Annotated in this window: 16 protein-coding genes and 1 tRNA gene; 13 read left to right on the top strand and 4 right to left on the bottom strand. The window is 64.6% G+C overall.

The window, feature by feature from the left end:
- Position 1: 1 nt before the first annotated feature.
- Together ACZY1I_RS09430 and ACZY1I_RS09425 are read right to left on the bottom strand one after the other, a co-directional pair.
- The gene (locus ACZY1I_RS09430) at positions 2-1,003 is read right to left on the bottom strand and encodes an AAA family ATPase (RefSeq protein ID WP_463754082.1); all 1,002 of its coding nucleotides are present in this window, start codon (positions 1,001-1,003) and stop codon (positions 2-4) included.
- 73 nt (positions 1,004-1,076) lie between these two features.
- A complete protein-coding gene (locus tag ACZY1I_RS09425) occupies positions 1,077-3,386 on the bottom strand; it encodes a putative bifunctional diguanylate cyclase/phosphodiesterase (protein ID WP_463754081.1) in 2,310 nt (769 codons plus the stop codon).
- Positions 3,387-3,597: 211 nt separating this feature from the next.
- Between ACZY1I_RS09425 and ACZY1I_RS09420 the strand changes: the two genes are divergently transcribed.
- The gene (locus ACZY1I_RS09420; RefSeq protein ID WP_463754080.1) at positions 3,598-5,337 is read left to right on the top strand and encodes a CocE/NonD family hydrolase; all 1,740 of its coding nucleotides are present in this window, start codon (positions 3,598-3,600) and stop codon (positions 5,335-5,337) included.
- A 130-nt stretch (positions 5,338-5,467) separates the two neighbouring features.
- Here ACZY1I_RS09420 and ACZY1I_RS09415 read toward each other — a convergent pair whose 3' ends face one another.
- Complete coding sequence (locus ACZY1I_RS09415) at positions 5,468-6,070, bottom strand: chitin-binding protein (protein WP_463754079.1); 603 nt, start codon at positions 6,068-6,070, stop codon at positions 5,468-5,470.
- Positions 6,071-6,353: 283 nt separating this feature from the next.
- Positions 6,354-6,427, bottom strand: a tRNA-Leu gene (locus ACZY1I_RS09410).
- A 346-nt stretch (positions 6,428-6,773) separates the two neighbouring features.
- Between ACZY1I_RS09410 and ACZY1I_RS09405 the strand changes: the two genes are divergently transcribed.
- The 12 genes from ACZY1I_RS09405 (at position 6,774) to ACZY1I_RS09350 (ending at position 21,082) form a co-directional block, all read left to right on the top strand.
- A complete protein-coding gene (locus ACZY1I_RS09405; protein ID WP_463754078.1) occupies positions 6,774-7,661 on the top strand; it encodes a PPE family protein, SVP subgroup in 888 nt (295 codons plus the stop codon).
- A gap of 59 nt (positions 7,662-7,720) precedes the next feature.
- Positions 7,721-8,905, top strand: coding sequence for a PPE family protein (locus tag ACZY1I_RS09400; RefSeq protein ID WP_463754077.1), 1,185 nt, complete (start codon positions 7,721-7,723; stop codon positions 8,903-8,905).
- A 160-nt stretch (positions 8,906-9,065) separates the two neighbouring features.
- A complete protein-coding gene (locus ACZY1I_RS09395; protein ID WP_463754076.1) occupies positions 9,066-9,362 on the top strand; it encodes a WXG100 family type VII secretion target in 297 nt (98 codons plus the stop codon).
- Between the two features lie 39 nt (positions 9,363-9,401).
- Positions 9,402-9,686, top strand: a complete 285-nt coding sequence (locus ACZY1I_RS09390) for a WXG100 family type VII secretion target (RefSeq protein ID WP_463754075.1) — start codon at positions 9,402-9,404, stop codon at positions 9,684-9,686.
- Positions 9,687-10,403: 717 nt separating this feature from the next.
- Positions 10,404-11,177, top strand: a complete 774-nt coding sequence (locus ACZY1I_RS09385) for a response regulator transcription factor (RefSeq protein ID WP_463754074.1) — start codon at positions 10,404-10,406, stop codon at positions 11,175-11,177.
- Between the two features lie 7 nt (positions 11,178-11,184).
- Positions 11,185-12,699, top strand: coding sequence for a sensor histidine kinase (locus ACZY1I_RS09380; RefSeq protein WP_463754073.1), 1,515 nt, complete (start codon positions 11,185-11,187; stop codon positions 12,697-12,699).
- 276 nt (positions 12,700-12,975) lie between these two features.
- Positions 12,976-13,065, top strand: a complete 90-nt coding sequence (locus ACZY1I_RS09375; RefSeq protein ID WP_463754072.1) for a potassium-transporting ATPase subunit F — start codon at positions 12,976-12,978, stop codon at positions 13,063-13,065.
- Positions 13,065-14,735: a potassium-transporting ATPase subunit KdpA gene (gene kdpA / locus ACZY1I_RS09370; protein ID WP_463754071.1), complete on the top strand. Its 1,671-nt coding sequence runs from the start codon at positions 13,065-13,067 to the stop codon at positions 14,733-14,735. Before ACZY1I_RS09375 ends, kdpA begins: the two co-directional genes overlap by 1 nt.
- A 34-nt stretch (positions 14,736-14,769) precedes the next feature.
- Positions 14,770-16,911, top strand: coding sequence for a potassium-transporting ATPase subunit KdpB (gene kdpB / locus ACZY1I_RS09365; protein WP_463754358.1), 2,142 nt, complete (start codon positions 14,770-14,772; stop codon positions 16,909-16,911).
- The gene (locus ACZY1I_RS09360; protein WP_463754070.1) at positions 16,912-17,844 is read left to right on the top strand and encodes a potassium-transporting ATPase subunit C; all 933 of its coding nucleotides are present in this window, start codon (positions 16,912-16,914) and stop codon (positions 17,842-17,844) included.
- A gap of 8 nt (positions 17,845-17,852) precedes the next feature.
- A complete protein-coding gene (locus tag ACZY1I_RS09355; RefSeq protein ID WP_463754069.1) occupies positions 17,853-20,405 on the top strand; it encodes a DUF4118 domain-containing protein in 2,553 nt (850 codons plus the stop codon).
- Positions 20,402-21,082: a response regulator gene (locus ACZY1I_RS09350; protein WP_463754068.1), complete on the top strand. Its 681-nt coding sequence runs from the start codon at positions 20,402-20,404 to the stop codon at positions 21,080-21,082. The genes ACZY1I_RS09355 and ACZY1I_RS09350 overlap by 4 nt, the downstream gene beginning before the upstream one ends.
- Position 21,083: the final 1 nt, after the last annotated feature.

Raw genomic sequence — 21,083 nt, 5'->3', positions numbered from 1 at the left:
CTCAGGGGACCCTGACGACCCGCATCGCGGCGTCGATCACGATCTCGGGGGTGATATCGGCGCTGGCCGCCTCGAATCCGAGGATGAGCCGGTGCCGCAGCACTCGGTGCGCGAGCTTCGCGATGTCCTCGGGGAGCACGTGTGCCCGCCCGTGCAACACGGCGCGAGCCCGTGCCGCCTTGCAGAACGCGATCGTGGCCCGCGGGCTGGCGCCGTACTCGACGAGGCGCGCGATCTGCTTTGGCAAGACTTTCGCGGGGTGGCGCGTCACGTCGACCACCTGGCTGGCGTAGAGCATCAGCGCACGGTCCATGTAGACGTGGCGCACCACGTCCTGCAGGCGCAGCACGTCGTCGAGGCTGACCACGGGCGGAGTGCGTCGTGCCTTGCTGTAGACGCCTGCGTCGATCCGCGCCATCACTTCCACCTCTTCCTCCGGAGAGGGGTAACGCACGATCTCCTTGAGCAGGAAGCGGTCGGTCTGGGCCTCGGACAGCTGGTAGGTGCCTTCCTGGTCAACGGGATTCTGAGTGGCGATGACCAGGAATGGCTCGGCGATGGGGTGCACTTGTCCGGCGATGGTGGTCTGCCGCTCCTCCATCGCCTCGAGCATCGCGCTCTGCGTCTTCGCGCTCGACCGGTTGATCTCGTCGAGCAGCAGGATGTTGGCGTGCACCGGACCCTGCTGGGTCACGAACGAGTTCGTCGCCGAGTCGTAGATCTGGGTGCCGATTATGTCGCTGGGCAGTAGGTCCGGCGTGCACTGAATGCGTTGAAAGCGGCCGTGCACCGACTCGGCAAGTACATTCGCCGCGGTGGTTTTCGCCAAACCCGGGACGCTTTCGAGCAGGATGTGACCGCCGGCGAGCAGCCCGATCAGCAGCGACTCGCGCAAGTCGTGCTGCCCGACGATTTTGGCTGCAAACGCTTCGGAGACGGCATCTACGATCTGCCGGATGCCATCGAGTTCACGCTGATCCGGTTGTGTTCGTGCGGTAGCCATACGCTCGCATTTATACCCGGGCCCTGATTTTCCACACCTTTTCGCGCGCCCCGGGCCCGGCCCGGCCAGCTGCTCATCGGAGTGTGCGACTGGCGGTCACATTCGCGGGTTCCGCTGCGGTGGTGGCAAATTTTGCGACTTCGCCGACGGGCGCGGGTCGTCCGAAGAGGTTTCCCTGTGCGAGGCAGCATCCGGCGGCCCGGACTATGTCCAACTGAGCGATCGACTCGATACCCTCGGCGATCACGTTGAAGCCCAGCTCGACGCAGAGCCCGGTGACCGTGCGGTAAAGAGCTAGGTCGCGCACCGGATCCGCACCAACGGCCAAGCTGCGGTCCAGCTTGACGATGTCCACCGGCAGCGCGTGCAGATAGGTCAACGAGTTGTACCCCGCGCCGAAATCATCGAGCGCCACCCGCACGCCGGTCTCATTCAGCAAAGCGATCTGAGCTGCCGCGTCAGCGAGATCGACAATCGGAACCGTCTCGGTGATCTCCAGGACGAGACGGCCCGGCGCAACTCGATGCCGGTTCAACGTCCGTTTTACATTTTCGACGAAACCGGTGTTCCCCAGCCGTGCCGCACCGATGTTGACGTGGATGTCGACCTTCAGCCCGGCGTTCTCGACTTCGCGACAGGCCAGGTCCAACACCATCGCATCCAGCGCAGCACCAAGCCCGGCGGCCTCTGCGGCTACCACGAATGTTTCGGGAGAGATGTGTATGCCGTTGGGAGCCGTCCACCTGGCCAGTGCCTCCACGGCCAGCAGCGTTCCCTCCGGAAGCCGCACGATGGGCTGGTAGACCAAGCTGAATCCGGCGGGTACGCCGCCGTCGGCCTTGCGCAACGCCGTCGGGAAGTCTGCACGGTGGCCCGTCAGCGGTTGATAGATGACCGCCGTGTCTTTGCCGACCCGCTTGCCCGCGTACATCGAGATGTCGGCTTGCCGCAGCAGGTCATCGGACGTCTGAGGTTCGTCCTCGGCGCCCGGCAGGACGAGACCCATGCTGGCCCGGACACGCACCGAGGAGCCATGCAGCGGGAAGGGATCTCGAAGCGCCACTCGCAGACGATCACTCACCGTCTCGAGATCCTCCACTTCTTCGTGGATCAATATCGCGAACTCGTCGCCGCCGATCCGGGCCAGCGTGTCGGTGTCCGTTACGCAACGCTTGAGTCGCTCACCCACGGCGCACAGCAGTTCGTCGCCGGCCGCATGCCCGAACCGATCGTTGATCTCTTTGAAGTCGTCGAGGTCGACGAATATCAGCACGAATCCGCCCACCCGCCTCGCTTCGTCGAGACGACGGGCAAACAGGAGCCGATTGGGCAGGCCCGTCAGCGCATCATGATGCACCTGGTGCGCGAGTCCCTGTTGCGCGCCATACAGGCGTTGAGTCAGCCGTTGCTGCGCGACCATCGCGATTCCTTGGCGAGTGGTCACCAGCAGAACCATGATCACCGTCACGATGACTGCAGATCCATCCAGTCGCCGACCGGCGAGGACGTGGAAGGCGTACAGCACGGCGATCCCGAGAAATCCGATATACGGCAGAATCAGGTGTGCCCAGTCGATACCGCGGCTGAGATGCTCGTCGTCCGCTGGCCGCGCCGGATCAGCAGGCATCGCAACGGCGATCATCGCCGGACCCAGGATCAAGCCGACGCCGCCCCAGTGCTCGCCGCCCGGGGAGCCGACTGATTGGAAATAGGCGATGACTCTGTCCGAGGTAGCCATCAGCACGATGCCGCCGGCCAAGATCAGGTAGTTCGCCCGCTGTGGGCGGTCCAGTTCGAACACCATCGCGATGACGACCACTGCCGCCACGATCCCTAACTCGGCCAGCGCGAACACCACCTCTACGGCCGGGATACCCGACCGGGGCAGTGAAGCCGACGAGGCGGCACCGAATCCACCGAGAATCACCAGGACCAAAAACGACAGACCGGCCACCAATCCGTCTATGAGACTGGTGATCGAGGGGCGCCACAGCAGTCCGTCTCGTCCAAATATGTTGCCGCTCGAACGCACCAGCAGAATCACCGCCGGAAGGGCGATCACCGGCAGCAGCAGGTACGCAACCACTGCCGCGGTGGGCGCGGCACCATTCGTCCCGGTGTTGCCGGTCCACCACAGCGACTGCCCAAACACCCACAGCCCCAGCGCCGCGGTAAAGAGCAGTCGCCACCAACGCGACACGCCGCTCATCCGCCGCGCAACCCTGAGGCCGCACACGATTGCCGCAAGCCCGGTGCACAGCTGGAGGATTGCCTCGCCACGATCGGCAGCCCGTTCCCCGCACAGGGCCAGCGCGTTCGTCGCCGCCAGCAGCGTGACGAGACCCAAGATGAAGAGGCGCAGTCGAGAACGTGCGGTCGACACAAGCCTCCCTTCTCTGCCTCGCGCCAGGTCACTTTGTCCGCGGGACGAAGGTAGTCCAACTGGCCGCGTGCATGGCGCCGATGAGCGGTGCCATCTTCCCCCAGTGTCAGCGTGTCACCCGCAACGGACGCGGCGCTACCCCACCGCCCGTTGGTAGTTGCGACGACGAACATCTCGGACAGGTAGAACTGGGAGATATGAGGGGTTGGCCATGAGCGAGGACCAGAAGATGTTCGTGTCGACTGACCCCCTGCCGCCGGCAAGGACCGGCCTGTTGACCGGATTCGATCCAGGGACGCGAACTTTGGCGGCGGGTTTTCAGATCGCTCCTCAGTTCCGTTCTGCGCCAGTCGACATCGTGCTCGAGAAGGACGTCGCCGTCGAGTTGCGCGACGGTGTGACGATCTACATCGACGTGTTTCGGCCGGCAGGAGCCGAGAGGGTGCCGGTCATCGTCGCATGGAGCCCGTATGGCAAGGGGCAGGGCACCTCCGTCAGCGTGATGGGTGTGTTCGGCATGGTCGGCCTGGACAACGGGATCGTGTCGGGCCTGGAGAAGTTCGAAGGTCCGGACCCGGCATATTGGTGCGCGCAGGGCTACGCGATCTGCAATCCGGATATTCGCGGTGTGGTCGACTGCGAAGGCGACAGCGTGCTGTGGGATCGCCAGGAAGGTCGCGACTGTTATGACCTGATCGAGTGGCCGGCCGAACAGCATTGGTGCACAGGCAAAGTGGGAATGAGCGGAACCTCCTACCTGGCGGTGTCGCAGTGGTTCACCGCCGCCGAACAGCCTCCGCACCTGGCGGCGATCAACCCGTGGGAGGGCGTCAGCGATGTCTACCGCGATCTGGTGATGCGCGGCGGCATGCCCGACACCGGGTTCGCCCGGCAACTTCAGGACGGAAGCTTCTTCGGCAACAACCGAAAGGAGGACATCATCTCGGAGTCGGAACGTTACCCGCTCATGAATACGTTGTGGGAGAACAAGATTCCCGACTTTGACAAAATCACCGTGCCGGCCTACGTGGTGGCCAGCTACTCGAACGCCCTGCACACCGCGGGAACGTTTCACGCCTGGCGACGGATCGCTTCAGAGCAGAAGTGGCTGCGCATCCATAACAGCCAGGAATGGCCCGACTACTACGACGAGGCGAACAGAGCGGACCTGCGCCGCTTCTTCGACCACTACCTCAAAGGCGAAGACAACGGGTGGGAGCTGACGCCCCGCGTTCGCTACTCGGTCCTTGACCTCGAGGGCGGCGATCAGGTCGGCGTCGCCGCGGATGAGTTCCCTCCGGAAGGCGTCACGCCAACGAGGTACTACCTCGACGGCATCTCACGCACGTTGACCACCGATGCGCCGACCGATGAAGCGACGGCAGCCTATGACGTCGGATCGAACCCGAACGCAGTGTCGTTCATCGTGCGGTTCGACCAGGAGACGCTCATGGTCGGCTATCCGAAGGCACATCTGTGGGTCGAAGCACGAGGCGCCGACGACATGGACCTGTTCGTGCTCGTGCAAAAGCTCGATGCATACGGCACGCCCCTGCAGCAGTTCACCGTGCCCAACCAGAGCGCGACCATTCACGACCTCACCGATCACGGTGCCAGCATCCTGCGATATAAGGGCTCGGACGGGCGGTTGCGCGTGTCCGCTCGCCACCTCGACAGCGCGCTGTCGACCGACGACGTTCCCGCGCACAGCTTCGACCGGACCGAGAAGCTCTCACCAGGCGAGATCGTCGACATCGAAATCGACCTGTTGCCGATCGGCCTCGCGTTCCACCCCGGTGAACAGCTCCGCTTCATCATCAGCGGCCGGAACATCCTGGGAACCCTGATGCCCGCGATCAGCGAGTACGCCGGCGCCAATAGTGGGCAACACGTCATACACACCGGCGGCGCAAACTCCTCCTACCTGCAACTCCCGGTGAAGAAGTGCTGAAGCCGACCGTCCGCTGAATGGGCTGCCATAGCCACCGGACCCCGACAGCGACATGCCTTAATTGAACCCACGCGAACGCCCGCCCGGCCGAGAGGCCAAGCGGGCGCCACGTTGAGGAGTCGTCACATCTTTACAGCGGGATCCAGACGCCGAAGAAGTCGAAACCAAACTGGTTGAACCCGGGGTTCCAGTACGGCGTTTCCTGGTAGCCGTAGTAGTTGATCGGGCCACCTACCCACGGGCCGCCAGGTCCCGGGATCGGTCCGCCCCAGACTGGCCGCGGCGGCGCGCCGTATCCCCAGGGCGCGGCCCCGTCACCCCAGGGGGCTCCGTGGAAGTAGCCACGCTGGCCGTCCCCGCGCCACGGTGAGCCGGGACCGCCAGGTCCGCCGGGACCACCGGGTCCGCCTGGGCCACGGTCTTGGGGCCCGCCTCCGGGACCACCGGGTCCGCCCGGGCCACGGTCTTGGGGCCCGCCTCCGGGACCACCGGGTCCACCGCGGCCCTGGGGAGCGGGACCGCCAGGGCCACCCATGTTGTTTCCGGGCGACGGCGCCCCGTGGGCGCCGGGCGGGTTACCGCCACCGCCGGGTGCGGGCGGCGCGCCATGGCCACCACCCGGACCTCCGGGCCCTCCTGGATCGGCGTTTGCCACGCCCGTGCCAATACCTAATGCTGCTGCGCAAAGAGCACCGGCGAGGGTTGCTGATGCGGCAAGTTGCTTAATATTCATGTCCCCCACTTCCTCTGTAAAACTCGTTGGAACATTGCCCCCCGACGTTTCCCAACTTATGTAGCTTGTCTATGAATGAGCTGTGTCAGCTGGTCGCCGCCGTCAATCCGGACCCGAAACCGCTGGTAGAGCCATCGGATTTTGAATTTCATTTGAAGATGTCGCCGGAGATTGGCCCCATAGCCATCGCGTCGGCCCGCCGCTCGCCACGTCGATACCGCAACGGGAAGCCTCGCCGAACCGTTCAGCCCGCTTGAAATAGCCTCTACCAGCATCTTCTCAGTGCCCCCAGTCGGACTCGAACCGACACTTGGCGGATTTTAAGTCCGCTGCCTCTGCCAATTGGGCTATGGGGGCCCGGCGGCGAATCTAGCGCGCTGACAACGAGTTCGGGGCGCCCGGGCCTCGAATTTACGCCGGTGTGCATTCCCCGTATGAGTTGAGTATGATCGCGCGCCGCTCGCCCTAAGAGGATTCAGTCCGCCTGGGACCATATGACACATCCGTGTCGCCCGCCAGAAGCTTGTTAAAAGTGCTTGCGCCAGCGTTAAGACGCCGTAAACGTCCGTCACCCGGCGCTGTTCGGCAAGGACTGTTGAGCCATGGCTGGTTAGCGTTACGCCAACGCACAGGGGCCGTTATGCAAACACTCAGGCTGACCCGGGGACCGGGGCCAGCAGGTTTCCACATATAAGGAGCAAAAATGTCGTTTCTGTCAGCAGTGCCACAAGAACTGGCCGCTGCGGCGGCGCAGCTGAGCGCGATAGGCAGCGCCTTGGCAGCGCAGAATGCCGGTGCCGCCGCCTCGACGACCGCCATTGCCCCGGCGGCCGCGGACCAGGTGTCGATCATTCAGTCCGGCATCTTCACGGCTTATGGCGCGCTCTACCAGCAGTTCGCCGCCGAAGCACAGACGATCCAAGAGCAGTTCGTGCAGACCCTCGGGCTGAGCAGCGGAACTTACGAGCAGTCCGAGGCCGCCAACGCGGCATCGGCGGTGTTGGCCGACGGCGCGTCCTCTGCGGCGGCTGCACCTTCTGCGGCGCCGACCACGATCGACGAGGCCATCACCCAACTCGCCACGCTGCTCGGCGGCCCGGTCACCAGCTTCGGCGGCCAGCCATTCAGCCTGTCGGGCAACATGGCCAACGTCGGCAGCTACGAGATCGGTAACTTCGCCTCGGCCTCGTCGAACATGCTCGGTCTGACCAGCGGTGGCCTGATGCCTGAGGGTTACGGCGTCCCCGCGGAACTGTCCGCCGACGCGGCAATCGAGGGCGCGGCCATCGAGGGCGGGCTGACCAGCGCGGTCGGCGGCGGCGGTCCAGTCGCGGCCAGCGTCGGTACGTCAACTCTGGTCGGCGCCATGTCAGCGCCGCCCAGCTGGGCCTCGGGTGCCACTCTCGTGTCGAGCACTGGCCCGAGCGCACTTGCCGGCTCCGGCTGGACTTCGGCAGCACCGGCTACCAGCGCCAATGGCTTCTACCCCGGCGTACCGGGAATGGCCTCGGCCGCGCGCAACAGCGCCGGCTTCGGTGCGCCTCGCTACGGCGTCAAGCCGATCGTCATGCCGAAGCCGGTGAGCGTCTAAACCCCGGCACCGACCACCTAACAACCAGAAGCCAAAAGAAGCCAAGGAACGGATAGAAAATGTCTTTTGCAGCCTTCCCGCCCGAGATCAACTCCGGCCTCATGTACAGCGGCGCCGGCGCCGGCCCGCTCATGGCCGCCGCGACGACGTGGAACAATCTGGCCGCTGAGCTGAGCACCACAGCGACTCAATATGAATCGATCATCACCGAACTGACCACCGAGCAGTGGACCGGAGCAGGCTCAGCCGCAGCCGCCGCAGCAGCCCAGCCGTTCGTCAGCTGGCTGACCACCACCGCGGCGGCAGCGGAGCAGGCGGGCATCCAAGCCACAGCGTCGGTCGCCGCATACGAGGCCGCGTTCTCGGCGACGGTGCCACCGCCGGTCATCGCGGCCAACAGGGCGACGCTGGCCGCACTCGTGGCCACGAACTTCCTGGGCATCAACACCCCGGCGATCATGGCCAACGAGGCCGAGTACGCCGCATTCTGGGTGCAAGATGCCACCGCGATGGCCGGTTACCAGGCCGCCGCAGCCGTTGCCGCGGTCCTCGAGCCGCTGACGCCGGCGACACCCACCACCAACCCGGGTGGGGCGGGCGCGCAAGCCTCGGCCGTCGCCGCCGCCCAAGCCGTGGGACCCGCCGCCTCGCTGGGTGACATCGTCACCGGTCTGCAGACCGAGCTGGAGAACCTCAGCCTGGGAACATCGTCCATCGGCACCGGCCTTTTCAACGCTCTGCCGACTGACGTTCAGAACCTGCTGACCTCGCTGGACGGCCTCCTGGGCACGCCGCTGCTGTTCAACGGCATCCAGCAGGTCGGTGTCACGGGCTCGTGGTTCATGTTCGCCGCCATCCCGAACGGCATCTTCGCCGCACACACCATCGACTCCAACATCGCGGCGGCGGCAGCGTCAGCGGCCGAAGCTGCTGCAGCTCCCGCAGCCGCGGCGGCAGCCGGACTCACCGGCGCGGAGGAAGCAGTCGGGGGGGCCGCCATGGGCGAGGCATCTCTGGTCGGCAGCCTCTCGGTTCCGGCCAGCTGGGCTGGTACGGCGCCGGTGTCGGCGACCGCCGGAACGGCGCTGGCAGGCAGCGGCTGGACCGTCTCCGAGGAAGCAGCGGCACCGGGAATGATGGCCGGTATGCCAGGCATGGCTTCGGCCGCCAAGGGTGCCGGTGCGTACGCCGGACCGCGGTACGGTTTCAAGCCGATCGTCATGCCCAAGCAGGTCGTCGTCTAGAAAACCGAAGACCGGCACGAAAAAAGCGAAACATTTCGCTCGTTTGTGTTCAGGAATAGACCGTCAAGCCGTAACCTATGGCGTCGACGGATGTCGTCAACGATCGTTACAGCAAGACTGCATCACCCCGTTTGAAACTCGAGATAAGGAGACACGAAACATGGCTTCACGTTTTATGACCGACCCGCACGAGATGCGTGCGATGGCGGGCCGCTTTGAGACCCACGCTCAGACCGTCGAGGACGAGGCCCGTCGCATGTGGGCGTCCTCGCAGAACATCGCCGGCGCCGGCTGGAGTGGTCAGGCTCAGGCGACCTCGCTCGACACCATGGGCCAGATGAACCAGGCCTTCCGCAACATCGTGAACATGCTCCACGGCGTTCGTGACGGACTCGTCCGTGACGCGAACAACTACGAGCAGCAAGAGCAGGCCGCCCAGCAGACCCTCAGCAGCTAGTTCTAGCTGCCCAATCTTTCAAGTTAGGAGAGCACTTCTATGACCATTAATTACCAGTTCGGCGACGTCGACGCTCACGGCGCGCTGATTCGCGCTCAGGCCGCTTCCTTGGAGGCCGAGCACCAGTCCATCGTTCGCGATGTGCTGGCTGCCGGTGACTTCTGGGGCGGCGCCGGTTCGGTTGCTTGCCAGGAGTTCATCGCCCAGTTGGGTCGCAACTTCCAGGTGATCTACGAGCAGGCCAACCAGCACGGCCAGAAGGTTCAGTCGGCCGGCAACAACATGGCGCAGACCGACAGCGCCGTCGGGTCCAGCTGGGCCTGATCGAACGCCTGACAGCAAGGCCTGACAAACCAGGCCCGAAGTCACAGGGTGGCCGCACACCGCGAGGTGTGCGGCCATTCTTGTTTTAACGACTATTGACGTGATCGATAGTTTGCCCGCGCAGGCCGCGGCACCCGCGCGGCAATAATTGGCCTGATTCTCCGGCGAACAGAATTTCCCGCCGCCTGTCGCGCGGCGAGTTCGTGAAGGCTCACCCCGACTCAGGGCCGGCGTCACGGGCCGCGACGCGACGATCATGACCGTCGCACCGTGGCCTGGACGCCCGCCTGACCACCACACAGCAGGGCCCGCGCCCACGGGTTCCCACCACGCGCCTGGGGGCAACGGGGACCGCCAAGGGGATGTGCCCGCGACCGTTGCTGTCAAAAATGTTGAAAATCAGTGATTTCCGCGCGGTGTACCGTCGAGAGCGTCACCGCCGAGCCGATCACACGATTTGCCCACACCACACGAGCAGCGAAAATCGTTCGCGATGGCCCTTTTGACGCGACACCCGCACCGATGCATTTATCGTTGCCTATTAATTGCCTTGCGCGCCAATGGCTTTGGCGACGATCTCCACATCCGCCGCGCCGCGGCGATGCCTACTCAACCGACACTCGCCCCGCAGCCAGGCTCGGCCGGGGGCTAATGTCACATTTGAGTAGTCTATGAACACCGTGACAAGCGGATATGTGATTGAAAGAATTCGTGAACATGACGACAATGACGGGATACAACCGCAGTCAACGTCCGCGCCAGGCAATTCTAGGGCAGCTTCCTCGAATCAATCGCGCCGATGGTTCACCAATTCGTGTGTTGCTGGTGGACGATGAACCGGCCCTGACCAACTTGGTCAAGATGGCGTTGCACTACGAGGGCTGGGATGTCGAGATCGCCCACAACGGGCGAGAAGCCATCGCCAAGTTCGACAGAATCAGTCCCGACGTGCTCGTCCTCGACATCATGCTTCCCGACGTTGACGGTCTGCAGATTTTGCAGCGCGTCCGCGAATCGGACACGTACACGCCCACCCTGTTTCTCACCGCGCGTGACTCGGTGATGGACCGGGTGACGGGCTTGACCGCCGGCGCCGACGACTACATGACCAAGCCGTTCAGCCTGGAAGAGTTGGTTGCCCGGCTGCGTGGTCTGCTCCGCCGGTCCAGCCACCTCGCACCGCCTGCCGACGAGTCGCTGAAGGTGGGCGACCTCAAGCTCGACGCGGCGAGCCGCGAGGTGACGCGTGGCGGTACACCGATGTCTCTGTCGTCGACCGAGTTCGAGTTGCTGCGGTTCCTGATGCGCAACCCGCGGCGCGCACTGAGCCGCACCGAGATCCTCGACCGCGTCTGGAACTACGACTTCGCCGGACGCACCAGCATCGTCGACCTGTACATTTCCTATTTGAGGAAGAAGATCGACGCTGATAGAGAGCCGATGATCCATACAGTGCGCGGAATTGGATACATGCTCCGACCACCCGAATGAGTTCGGTATGACGGAGGTCCGAGTCCGCAACACGCCGCGGTGGCTCCCCCGTTCTCTGCGCAAGCAACTGCTGCTGGGCGTCCTGATCGTGGTGACCCTGGTGCTGGTGACCGTAGGCGCCGTCTCGGTGCTGAGCCTGCGCGGCTATGTCACCGCGATGAACGACGCCGAAGTCGCGGAATCCATGCACGCGTTCAACCATGCCTACGACCGGTATCTCAGGGGCGAACACACCTCGATCCACACCGGCATCCCGCCGTTGTCCCAGGCGCTGCTGGAGTTCACCGGACAGACCCCGGGCAACCTCATCGCGGTGATTCACGACGGGAAGGTCATCGCTTCCGCCGTTTTCTCCGAGGACGAACCACGGCCCGCGCCACCCGACGTCATCCGCGCCATCGAATCTCAATCGTGGACTGACCGCGCGTCTCATGTCGAGAACCTCGGCAGCTTGGGCGCCCACCAGGTGGACAGCCGGGGCGTCGGATCCGACCGGCTGATGGTCGGGGTGTCGCTGACCATTGCCGAGCGCATCATCGCCCGCAAACAGCTCACCACCATCGCACTGGTCGCGACCGCATTGGTGATCACCGCAGCAATCACCGCTTGGGTAGTGGGCTATGCGCTGCGCCCCCTGCACCGAGTCGCGGCGACTGCAGCCGAGGTGGCCGCTATGCCGCTCGTCGGCGACCAACATCAGATCAAGGTGCGAGTTCGTCCCGAGGACACCGACCCCGACAACGAAGTCGGAATCGTCGGGCAGACCCTCAACAAGTTGCTCGACAACGTCGACAGCGCGCTGGCGCATCGCGTCGAATCCGACCTGCGGATGCGCCAATTCATCACCGACGCCAGTCATGAGCTGCGCACCCCGCTCGCGGCCATTCAGGGCTACGCGGAGCTGACCCGTCAGGACAGTTCGGATCTGCCTCCGACAACCGAGTACGCGCTGGCGCGCATCGAGTCAGAGGCACGCCGGATGGCATCGCTGGTGGACGAGTTGCTGCTGCTCTCCCGGCTTGGTGAAGGCGAGGACCTGCAAACCGACGACCTCGACCTGACCGACCTCGTCATCAACGCGGTGAACGACCGGGCGGTGGCGGCACCGACGCACAACTGGGTCAAGAAGCTGCCCAACGCGCCCGTCTGGGTCAATGGGGATCGCGCCCGTCTGCACCAACTCGTCAGCAATATCCTCACCAACGCCTTTGTGCACACTCCCCCAGGCGTCACGGTGACCACCCGGATCATCTCCCATCGCCACGGCCCGAACGCCCCGTACGCCGAGCTGAGCGTCAGCAATGACGGCCCGGACATCGACCCGGCGGTCCTTCCGCATCTATTTGAGCGCTTCGTGCGCGCCGATAAGGCGCGGTCCAACGGGTCCGGGCACGGGCTGGGCCTGGCAATCGTCAGCTCGATCGTCAAGGCGCACCGAGGCGCGGTCTCGGCCGATTCCGCGAATGGCCTGACGGTCTTTCGGGTGCGGCTGCCGATGATCGAACCGACGGAAGCTTCCTAGTCGCCGATCGAAAGCGCGGCCGTGACGATTGGATTAAGCCTCTTCACCGGCCTGATCAGGACCGCAGCAACCCGTAAAGGTCGCGGCTGAGGCCGTAAAGAAACCGTTAACGCGGCGGCTGGCAGTCTTCGGCCGCGCTTAGCGTCGACCTCGTCCCTCTTTGTGCGGGTGCGTTGTTGCCTGCGAAACGATCAAGGATCTCATGTCCGTCGTCATTTACCTGGTGCTGACCGTGGTCATCTTTGCCGCGCTCGGCGCACTGCTGAAGTTCGCATTGTGAGCGCCGCTAACAGCATCGGCCTGGCCCTGGCCGTCCTCGTCGCGCTGTTGCTCGTTGCAGCCCTTCTGTATCCGGAAAGGTTCTGATGAGCACCAACACCGCCGCTATCCTGTTCCTCGCGTTACTGGTGGTCGCGCTGGTGGCCGTCCATGTGCCGTTGGGCGACTACATGTTCCGGGTGTACACCTCCGAAAAGCATTCCCGCACCGAGCGGTTCATCTATCGAGCGATCGGCGCCGACCCGGCGGCCGAACAGACGTGGGCGGCGTATGCGCGCAGCGTGCTGGCGTTTTCAGCCGTCAGCGTCATATTTCTGTTCCTGCTCCAACTGGTGCAGGGCACGTTGCCCCTGCACCTTTCCGACCCGGCGACCCACATGACGCCATCGCTGGCCTGGAACACGGCAGTCAGCTTCGTCACCAATACCAACTGGCAGGCCTACTCGGGCGAGTCCACCCAGGGCCACCTTGTGCAGATGGCCGGTCTGGCGGTGCAGAACTTCGTGTCCGCGGCGGTCGGCATGGCCGTGGCTGTGGCTCTGGTCCGCGGGTTCGTCCGGCACCGCACTGGCGAACTCGGGAACTTCTGGGTGGACCTGACCCGGGGCACGCTGCGGATCCTGCTGCCGATCTCGATACTCGGCGCGATTGTTCTGATCGCCGGCGGCGCCATCCAGAATTTTCATCTGCACGACCAGGTCGTCAGCACGCTGGCCGGCACACCACAGACGATCACCGGAGGTCCCGTCGCCAGCCAGGAAGCGATCAAGGAACTCGGAACCAACGGAGGCGGCTTCTATAACGCCAACTCCGCGCACCCGTTCGAGAATCCGACCTCGTGGACCAACTGGATCGAGATTTTCTTGCTCCTGGTCATCAGTTTCTCGCTGCCTCGCACTTTTGGCCGCATGGTGGGTAGCAAGAAGCAGGGTTACGCGATCGCCGCGATCGTCAGCGCGTTGGCCTTGGGCAGCGTCACCCTGATGATGACATTCCAGATGCAGCACCATGGCACCGTCCCGACTGCGGTCGGCGCCGCGAGCGAAGGCGTCGAACAGCGTTTTGGAGTTGGCGATTCCGCGATCTTCGCCGACGCAACCACGCTGACGTCCACCGGCGCGGTCGACTCCACGCACGACTCCTACACCAGCCTCGGCGGGCTGATGACCATGTTCAACATGCAACTCGGCGAAGTCGCGCCCGGTGGCACCGGATCGGGCCTGTACGGCATCTTGATCCTGGCCGTCATCACGGTGTTCGTTGCCGGCCTGATGGTCGGCCGGACGCCGGAGTACCTCGGCAAGAAGATCACGCCGCGCGAAATGAAGCTTGCCGCAAGCTATTTCCTGGTGACGCCGCTGATCGTGCTGGTCGGCACCGCGGTCGCGATAGCGATGCCGGGCGAGCGGGCCGGCATGGCCAACAGCGGTCCACACGGCTTGTCTGAAGTGCTGTATGCGTTCACCTCTGCGGCGAACAACAACGGCTCCGCGTTTGCCGGTCTGTCGGCCAACACGGTCTGGTGGAACACCGCTTTGGGTTTGGCGATGCTCTTCGGCCGCTTCCTGCCAATCATTCTTGTTCTCGCACTGGCTGGTTCGCTGGCTCGACAGGGTGCCACACCCGAGTCGAGCGGCACGCTGCCCACGCACAGGCCACAATTCGTCGGTCTGGTGGTCGGTGTGACGGTCATTCTGGTCGCCCTCACCTTCCTACCCGCGCTGGCGCTAGGACCGCTCGCAGAAGGGATTCACTGACGTGCCCACGAAAGAAATAGTTTCTACCTCAACGATTTCCCCGAAACCAACCGTACGCCGGCAGAAGGCGCACGCTCCCGGCGAGAAACTGCAGGGCGGTCTACTCGATCCGTCCCTGCTGTTGAAGTCGCTACCAGACGCGCTGCGCAAACTGGATCCGCGCACCTTGTGGCGCAACCCGGTGATGTTCATCGTCGAGATCGGCGCCGTCTGGTCGACCGTGCTGGCCTTCGGCGACGAAACCTGGTTCAGCTGGATGACCGTGTTCTGGCTATGGCTGACAGTGCTTTTCGCCAACCTTGCTGAAGCGGTGGCCGAAGGACGCGGCAAGGCCCAGGCCGATACGCTGCGCAAATCCAAGGCGGACACCGTTGCGCACCGCCTCAGGAACTGGACACCCGGGACACCCGGCTCATACGAAGAAGTAGCGGCACCGTTGCTGCAGCAGGGCGACCTCGTGGTCGTCACCGCCGGGGAGGTCATCCCTGGCGACGGCGATGTGGTGGAAGGCATTGCCTCGGTTGACGAGTCAGCGATCACCGGCGAATCCGCGCCGGTCATCCGAGAATCCGGCGGCGACCGCTCGGCGGTGACCGGCGGAACGACGGTGCTGTCCGACCGCATCGTCGTGCAGATCACCCAGAAGCCGGGTGAGAGCTTCGTGGACCGGATGATCGCACTCGTCGAAGGCGCGAACCGGCAGAAGACTCCCAACGAGATAGCGCTGAACATCCTGCTCGCCGCACTCACCATCATCTTCGTGTTTGCGGTGGCCACCTTGCAGCCGCTGGCCATCTACTCCAAGGTCAACAACCCGGGAGTGCCGGATACCCAGGCCCTGGGCACCGACGGCATCAGCGGAATCGTCCTGGTCGCACTGCTGGTCTGCTTGATCCCCACCACCATCGGTGCGCTGCTGTCCGCGATCGGCATCGCCGGCATGGACCGTCTGGTGCAACGTAACGTGCTGGCCATGTCGGGCCGGGCCGTCGAGGCCGCCGGCGACGTCAACACCCTGCTATTGGACAAGACCGGAACCATCACGCTCGGCAATCGGGAAGCGTCGGAATTCATTCCGGTCGCCGGCGTGACCGATGGCGCTCTGGCTGACGCAGCACAGTTGGCCAGCTTGGCCGACGAAACCCCGGAAGGGCGCTCCATCGTCGTCTACGCTAAAGCGGCCTACGGTCTGCGGGCGCGGACACCTGGGGAACTGGCCAACGCGTCCTGGGTCGCATTCAGCGCGACGACGCGGATGTCGGGTGTCGACGTCGACGGGCGCCAATTGCGCAAGGGCGCAGCAAGTTCGGTGGCCGAATGGATCCGCGGTCACGGCGGCACCGTTCCCGCCGAATTCGGCGACATCGTCGACGGCATCTCCGCCGCGGGCGGCACGCCACTGGTGGTCGGCCAGGTCAGCGAATCCGGTCACGCCAAAGTTCTGGGCGTCATCCACCTCAAGGACGTGGTGAAGCAGGGGATGCGCGACCGCTTCAACGCGATGCGCCTGATGGGCATCCGAACCGTCATGATCACCGGCGACAACCCGTTGACCGCCAAGGCAATCGCCGAGGAGGCGGGGGTGGACGACTTCCTCGCCGAGGCCACGCCCGAAGACAAGATGATGCTGATCAAGCGAGAGCAGCAAGGCGGTCGTCTGGTGGCCATGACCGGTGACGGCACCAATGACGCACCGGCGCTGGCCCAAGCCGACGTCGGGGTGGCGATGAACACCGGCACCGCTGCGGCCAAAGAGGCTGGAAACATGGTCGATTTGGACTCAGACCCCACCAAACTGATCGAGATCGTCGAAATCGGCAAGCAACTGTTGATCACCCGTGGGGCCCTGACCACGTTCTCGATCGCCAACGACATCGCCAAGTATTTCGCGATCATTCCGGCGATGTTCGTGGCGCTGTTCCCCGGCCTGGACCTGCTCAATGTGATGCGTCTGCACAGTCCGGAGTCAGCGATCCTGTCGGCAGTGATCTTCAACGCGGTCGTGATCGTCGCGCTGATTCCGTTGGCGCTGCGGGGGGTCCGGTACACGCCGAGTCGTGCCTCAAAGCTGCTCAGCCGCAACCTCTATCGATACGGGCTGGGCGGCATCATCGCGCCGTTCATCGGCATCAAACTCATTGACCTGCTGGTTCAACTTCTTCCTGGGATGGCCTAGATGAAAATTGCGAATACGGTTCGCCAGTACGGGGCGGCGGCGCGCGCACTGCTCGTCTTCACCCTGATCCTCGGATTCGGCTACCCACTGCTGATCTGGCTGGTGGCACTGATTCCGGGTCTGCACGAGCGAGCCGAAGGCTCGATCCTCACCGCCGGCGGCAAGCCGGTCGGCAGCAAGCTGATCGGCCAGCAGTTCACCGATTCCGCCGGCAACGCGCTGCCCCGATATTTCCAGAGCAGGCCGTCGGCAGCGGGCGCCGGATACGACCCGATGTCGAGCGGCGGCAGCAATCTGGGTCCGGAAAGTGTCGTGGACACGCCCGGTGATCCCGCCAAGCTGGCCACCGGATCCAGTCCGGCCGACGCCGGCTTCAAAGCGAGCCTGCTTACGTTGGTGTGCTCGCGCAGCCTGGCTGTCGCCACGCTCGAAGGCCTGAGCCCCGCGGACGCGGCACGCCCGTTCTGCACCGGCGGCGGTGTCGGGGCGGTGTTGTCGGTGATCGGCGAGCGCGATGCGCGCGGCACCGTCGTCCGACCGACCCGGGTGGTCAGTATCAACGAGCCATGCGCAAGCACGTCGCAGACCTTTCTGGACTTCTACCGCGGCGTGCGGGTCGAGTGTGCAAAGTTCGGCGAGGATTACTCGAACGGGCTGATCGTGCCGGTGCGGGGCGCTGCCTCGGACAATCCGCGGGTGCCGGCCGATGCTGTCACGGCCAGTGCCAGCGGACTGGACCCCGACATCTCACCGGCCTATGCCGACCTGCAGATCCCTCGGGTGGCCAAGGCCCGCCATGTCAGTCCCGATCAAATCCGTGCGGTCGTGCAGGCAAATCAATCTGGGCGCATCCTCGGCATATTCGGTGACCCAGCCGTCAACGTGCTGGAACTCAACCTGGACCTCGACCACCGGTATCCGATCACGAATTAGCGCTTCGAGTGGATGATAGTGAGGTGAGCGAGCCCGGCCTGGCGGAGCACCGCCGCAAACGCGGGGAGCTGCGCATCTACCTCGGCGCAGCCCCTGGCGTCGGCAAAACGTTCGCGATGCTCGGCGAGGCGCACCGACGGTTGGACCGCGGCACTGATGTGGTGGCGGCGGTGGTGGAGACCCACGGTCGCGCGAAAACCGCTGAGATGCTGGAGGGCATCGAGGTCATCCCCCCGCGTCACGTCCTCTATCGCGGTGGCAGCTTCGCCGAACTCGACGTAGCCGCGGTACTGGCGCGCAAGCCGCAGGTGGTGCTGGTCGACGAGTTGGCCCACACCAACACCCCGGGCAGCACCAACCGTAAGCGCTGGCAGGACGTCGAGGAGCTGCTCGACGCCGGGATCGCCGTGATTTCGACCGTCAACGTCCAGCATCTGGAAAGCCTGAACGACGTGGTTGCCCAGATCACGGGTATCGAGCAGCAGGAGACGGTACCGGATTCGATCGTACGGCAGGCGGCGCAGGTCGAGCTCATCGACATCACACCGGAAGCGCTGCGGCGCAGGCTTTCTCACGGCAACGTCTACCGGTCGGACAAGATCGACGCGGCACTGTCCAACTACTTCCGGCGTGGAAACCTCACCGCGCTAAGGGAATTGGCATTGCTCTGGCTGGCCGATCAGGTCGACACCGCGCTGGCCAAGTACCGCGCGGAAAACAAGATCACCGATATGTGGGAAACCCGCGAGCGCGTCGTCGTCGCCGTCACCGGTGGCGCCGAATCAGAGACGCTGGTGCGACGCGCATCGCGTATCGCCTCGAAATCCAGTGCCGAATTGATGGTCGTCCATGTGGTGCGCGGGGACGGACTGGCCGGACTGTCCGAGGGCCGGATGGCCAAGCTGCGTGAACTCGCGGGCAGTCTCGATGCCTCGTTACACACCGTGCTCGGCGACGACGTGCCGCGGGCACTGCTGGATTTCGCCCGCGAGATCAACGCAACTCAACTGGTGATCGGTACATCTCGGCGCAATCGGTGGGCACGCATCTTCGAGGAAGGCATCGGCCCGGCGATTGTCGAGCGGTCCGGCAAGATCGACGTGCACATGGTCACCCACGAGGAGTCCAAGCGCGGAATCCGGGCCGCGTCAGTTTCACCTCGAGAGCGGCGGGCGGCATCCTGGGTGGCGGCCTTCGTTGTGCCGTCGCTCATCTGCGGCGTCACGGTGCGACTGTTGGACCGGTACCTGGACAACGGCGGCGAAAGTGCCCTGTTCTTTGTCGGCGTGCTGTTGGTGGGCCTACTGGGAGGTGTTGCGCCCGCTGCACTTTCGGCCGTGCTGTCGGGGTTGCTGCTGAACTACTTCCTCATCACTCCCCGGCACAGCTTCACCATCGCCGAGCCGAACAACGCCGTTACCCAACTGGTGCTGCTGCTGATCGCGGTAGCGGTCGCGGTCCTGGTCGACGGTGCCGCCAAACGCGCCCGCGAAGCCCGCCTCGCCTCGCAGGAGGCCGAACTGCTGACCCTCTTCGCGGGATCGGTGCTGCGCGGCGCGGATCTCGAGACACTGCTCGAACGAGTCCGCGAGACCTACTCGCAGCGCGCGGTCTGCGTGCTGCGCGAAGTCGGTGGCATCGACCGGGTGGTCGCCTCGGTCGGCAAGGATCCCTGCACGGCAGTCGATTCCGCCGACACCGCCATCGAGGTGGGAGACGACGAGTTCTGGATGTTGATGGCCGGCCGCAGGCTGTCGGCGCGTGATCGACGGGTGCTGGGCGCGGTGGCCAGGCAGGCCGCGGGATTGATCCGGCAGCGTGAACTCACCGAAGAAGCTGGTCGCGCTGAGGCGATCGTGCGCGCCGACGAGCTTCGGCGGTCCCTGCTTTCCGCGGTCAGTCATGACTTGCGCACCCCGCTGGCGGCGGCCAAGGTCGCGGTGTCCAGTCTGCGTACCGGCGATGTCGCGTTCTCCCCCGAGGACACCGCCGAGTTATTGGCGAGCACCGAGGAATCCATCGATCAGCTCACTGCGTTGGTGGGCAATCTGCTCGATTCGTCGCGCCTGGCAGCCGGTGTGGTCCGACCGGAGTCCGTCCGGGTGTACCTCGAAGAGGCGGTGCAGCGCGCCCTGGTCAGCATCGGCAAAGGCGCCACCGGGTTTTACCGGTCTGCCATTGACCGGGTGAAGGTCGACGTCGGCGGCACCGTGGTGATGGCTGACTCAGGACTGCTGGAACGAGTGTTGGCGAACCTAATCGACAACGCGCTGCGCTACGCGCCTGATTGCGTGGTGCGGGTCAACGCCGGACGGGTCGGCGATCGGGTGCTGATCAACGTCATCGACGAGGGCCCGGGTATCCCGCACGGTGCCGAGGAACAGATCTTCGAGTCCTTCCAACGACTGGGTGATCACGACAACACCATCGGCGTCGGGCTTGGGATGTCGGTGGCGCGCGGTTTCATCGAAGCCATGGGCGGTGGAATCACGGCCGGCGACACCCCGGGCGGCGGACTCACCGTGGTGGTGGATCTGGCCGCGCCGCAGGGGGTCTCGTGACACGCGTGTTGGTGATCGACGACGAACCGCACATTCTGCGGGCGTTGCGGATCAACCTCACCGTGCGCGGTTATGAGGTGGTCACCGCATCAACCGGTGCCGGCGCGCTGCGTGCCGCTGCCGAGCATCCGCCCGACGTGGTGATACTCGACCTCGGACTGCCGGACATTTCGGGTATCGACGTGTTGGCCGGATTGCGCGGTTGGCTGTCCGCGCCGGTGATCGTGCTGTCCGCCCGCACCGATTCGTCGGACAAGGTCCAGGCCCTGGACGCCGGTGCCGATGACTACGTCACGAAACCCTTTGGCATGGATGAGTTTCTGGCGAGGCTGCGGGCGGCGGTGCGACGCAACGCCGCGGCATCAGAAGTCGACCAGCCCGTCGTCGAAACTTCTTCATTCACCGTCGATCTGGCGGCCAAGAAGGTCACCAAAGGAGGCGCCGAGGTTCATCTGACGCCGACCGAATGGGGCATGCTTGAGATGCTGGTCCGCAACCGCGGCAAGTTGGTCGGCCGCGAGGAACTGCTCAAGGAGGTGTGGGGTCCCGCATACGCGACCGAAACCCATTATCTGCGTGTGTATTTGGCGCAGCTACGGCGCAAACTCGAGGATGACCCGGCGCACCCCAAGCACCTGCTGACCGAATCGGGAATGGGTTACCGCTTCGAGGCGTGAA

This window comes from Mycobacterium sp. IDUB_37 (assembly GCF_055419245.1).
Note: the sequence above shows the minus strand (reverse complement) of the source record. Positions and strands in the feature narration are given on the sequence as shown.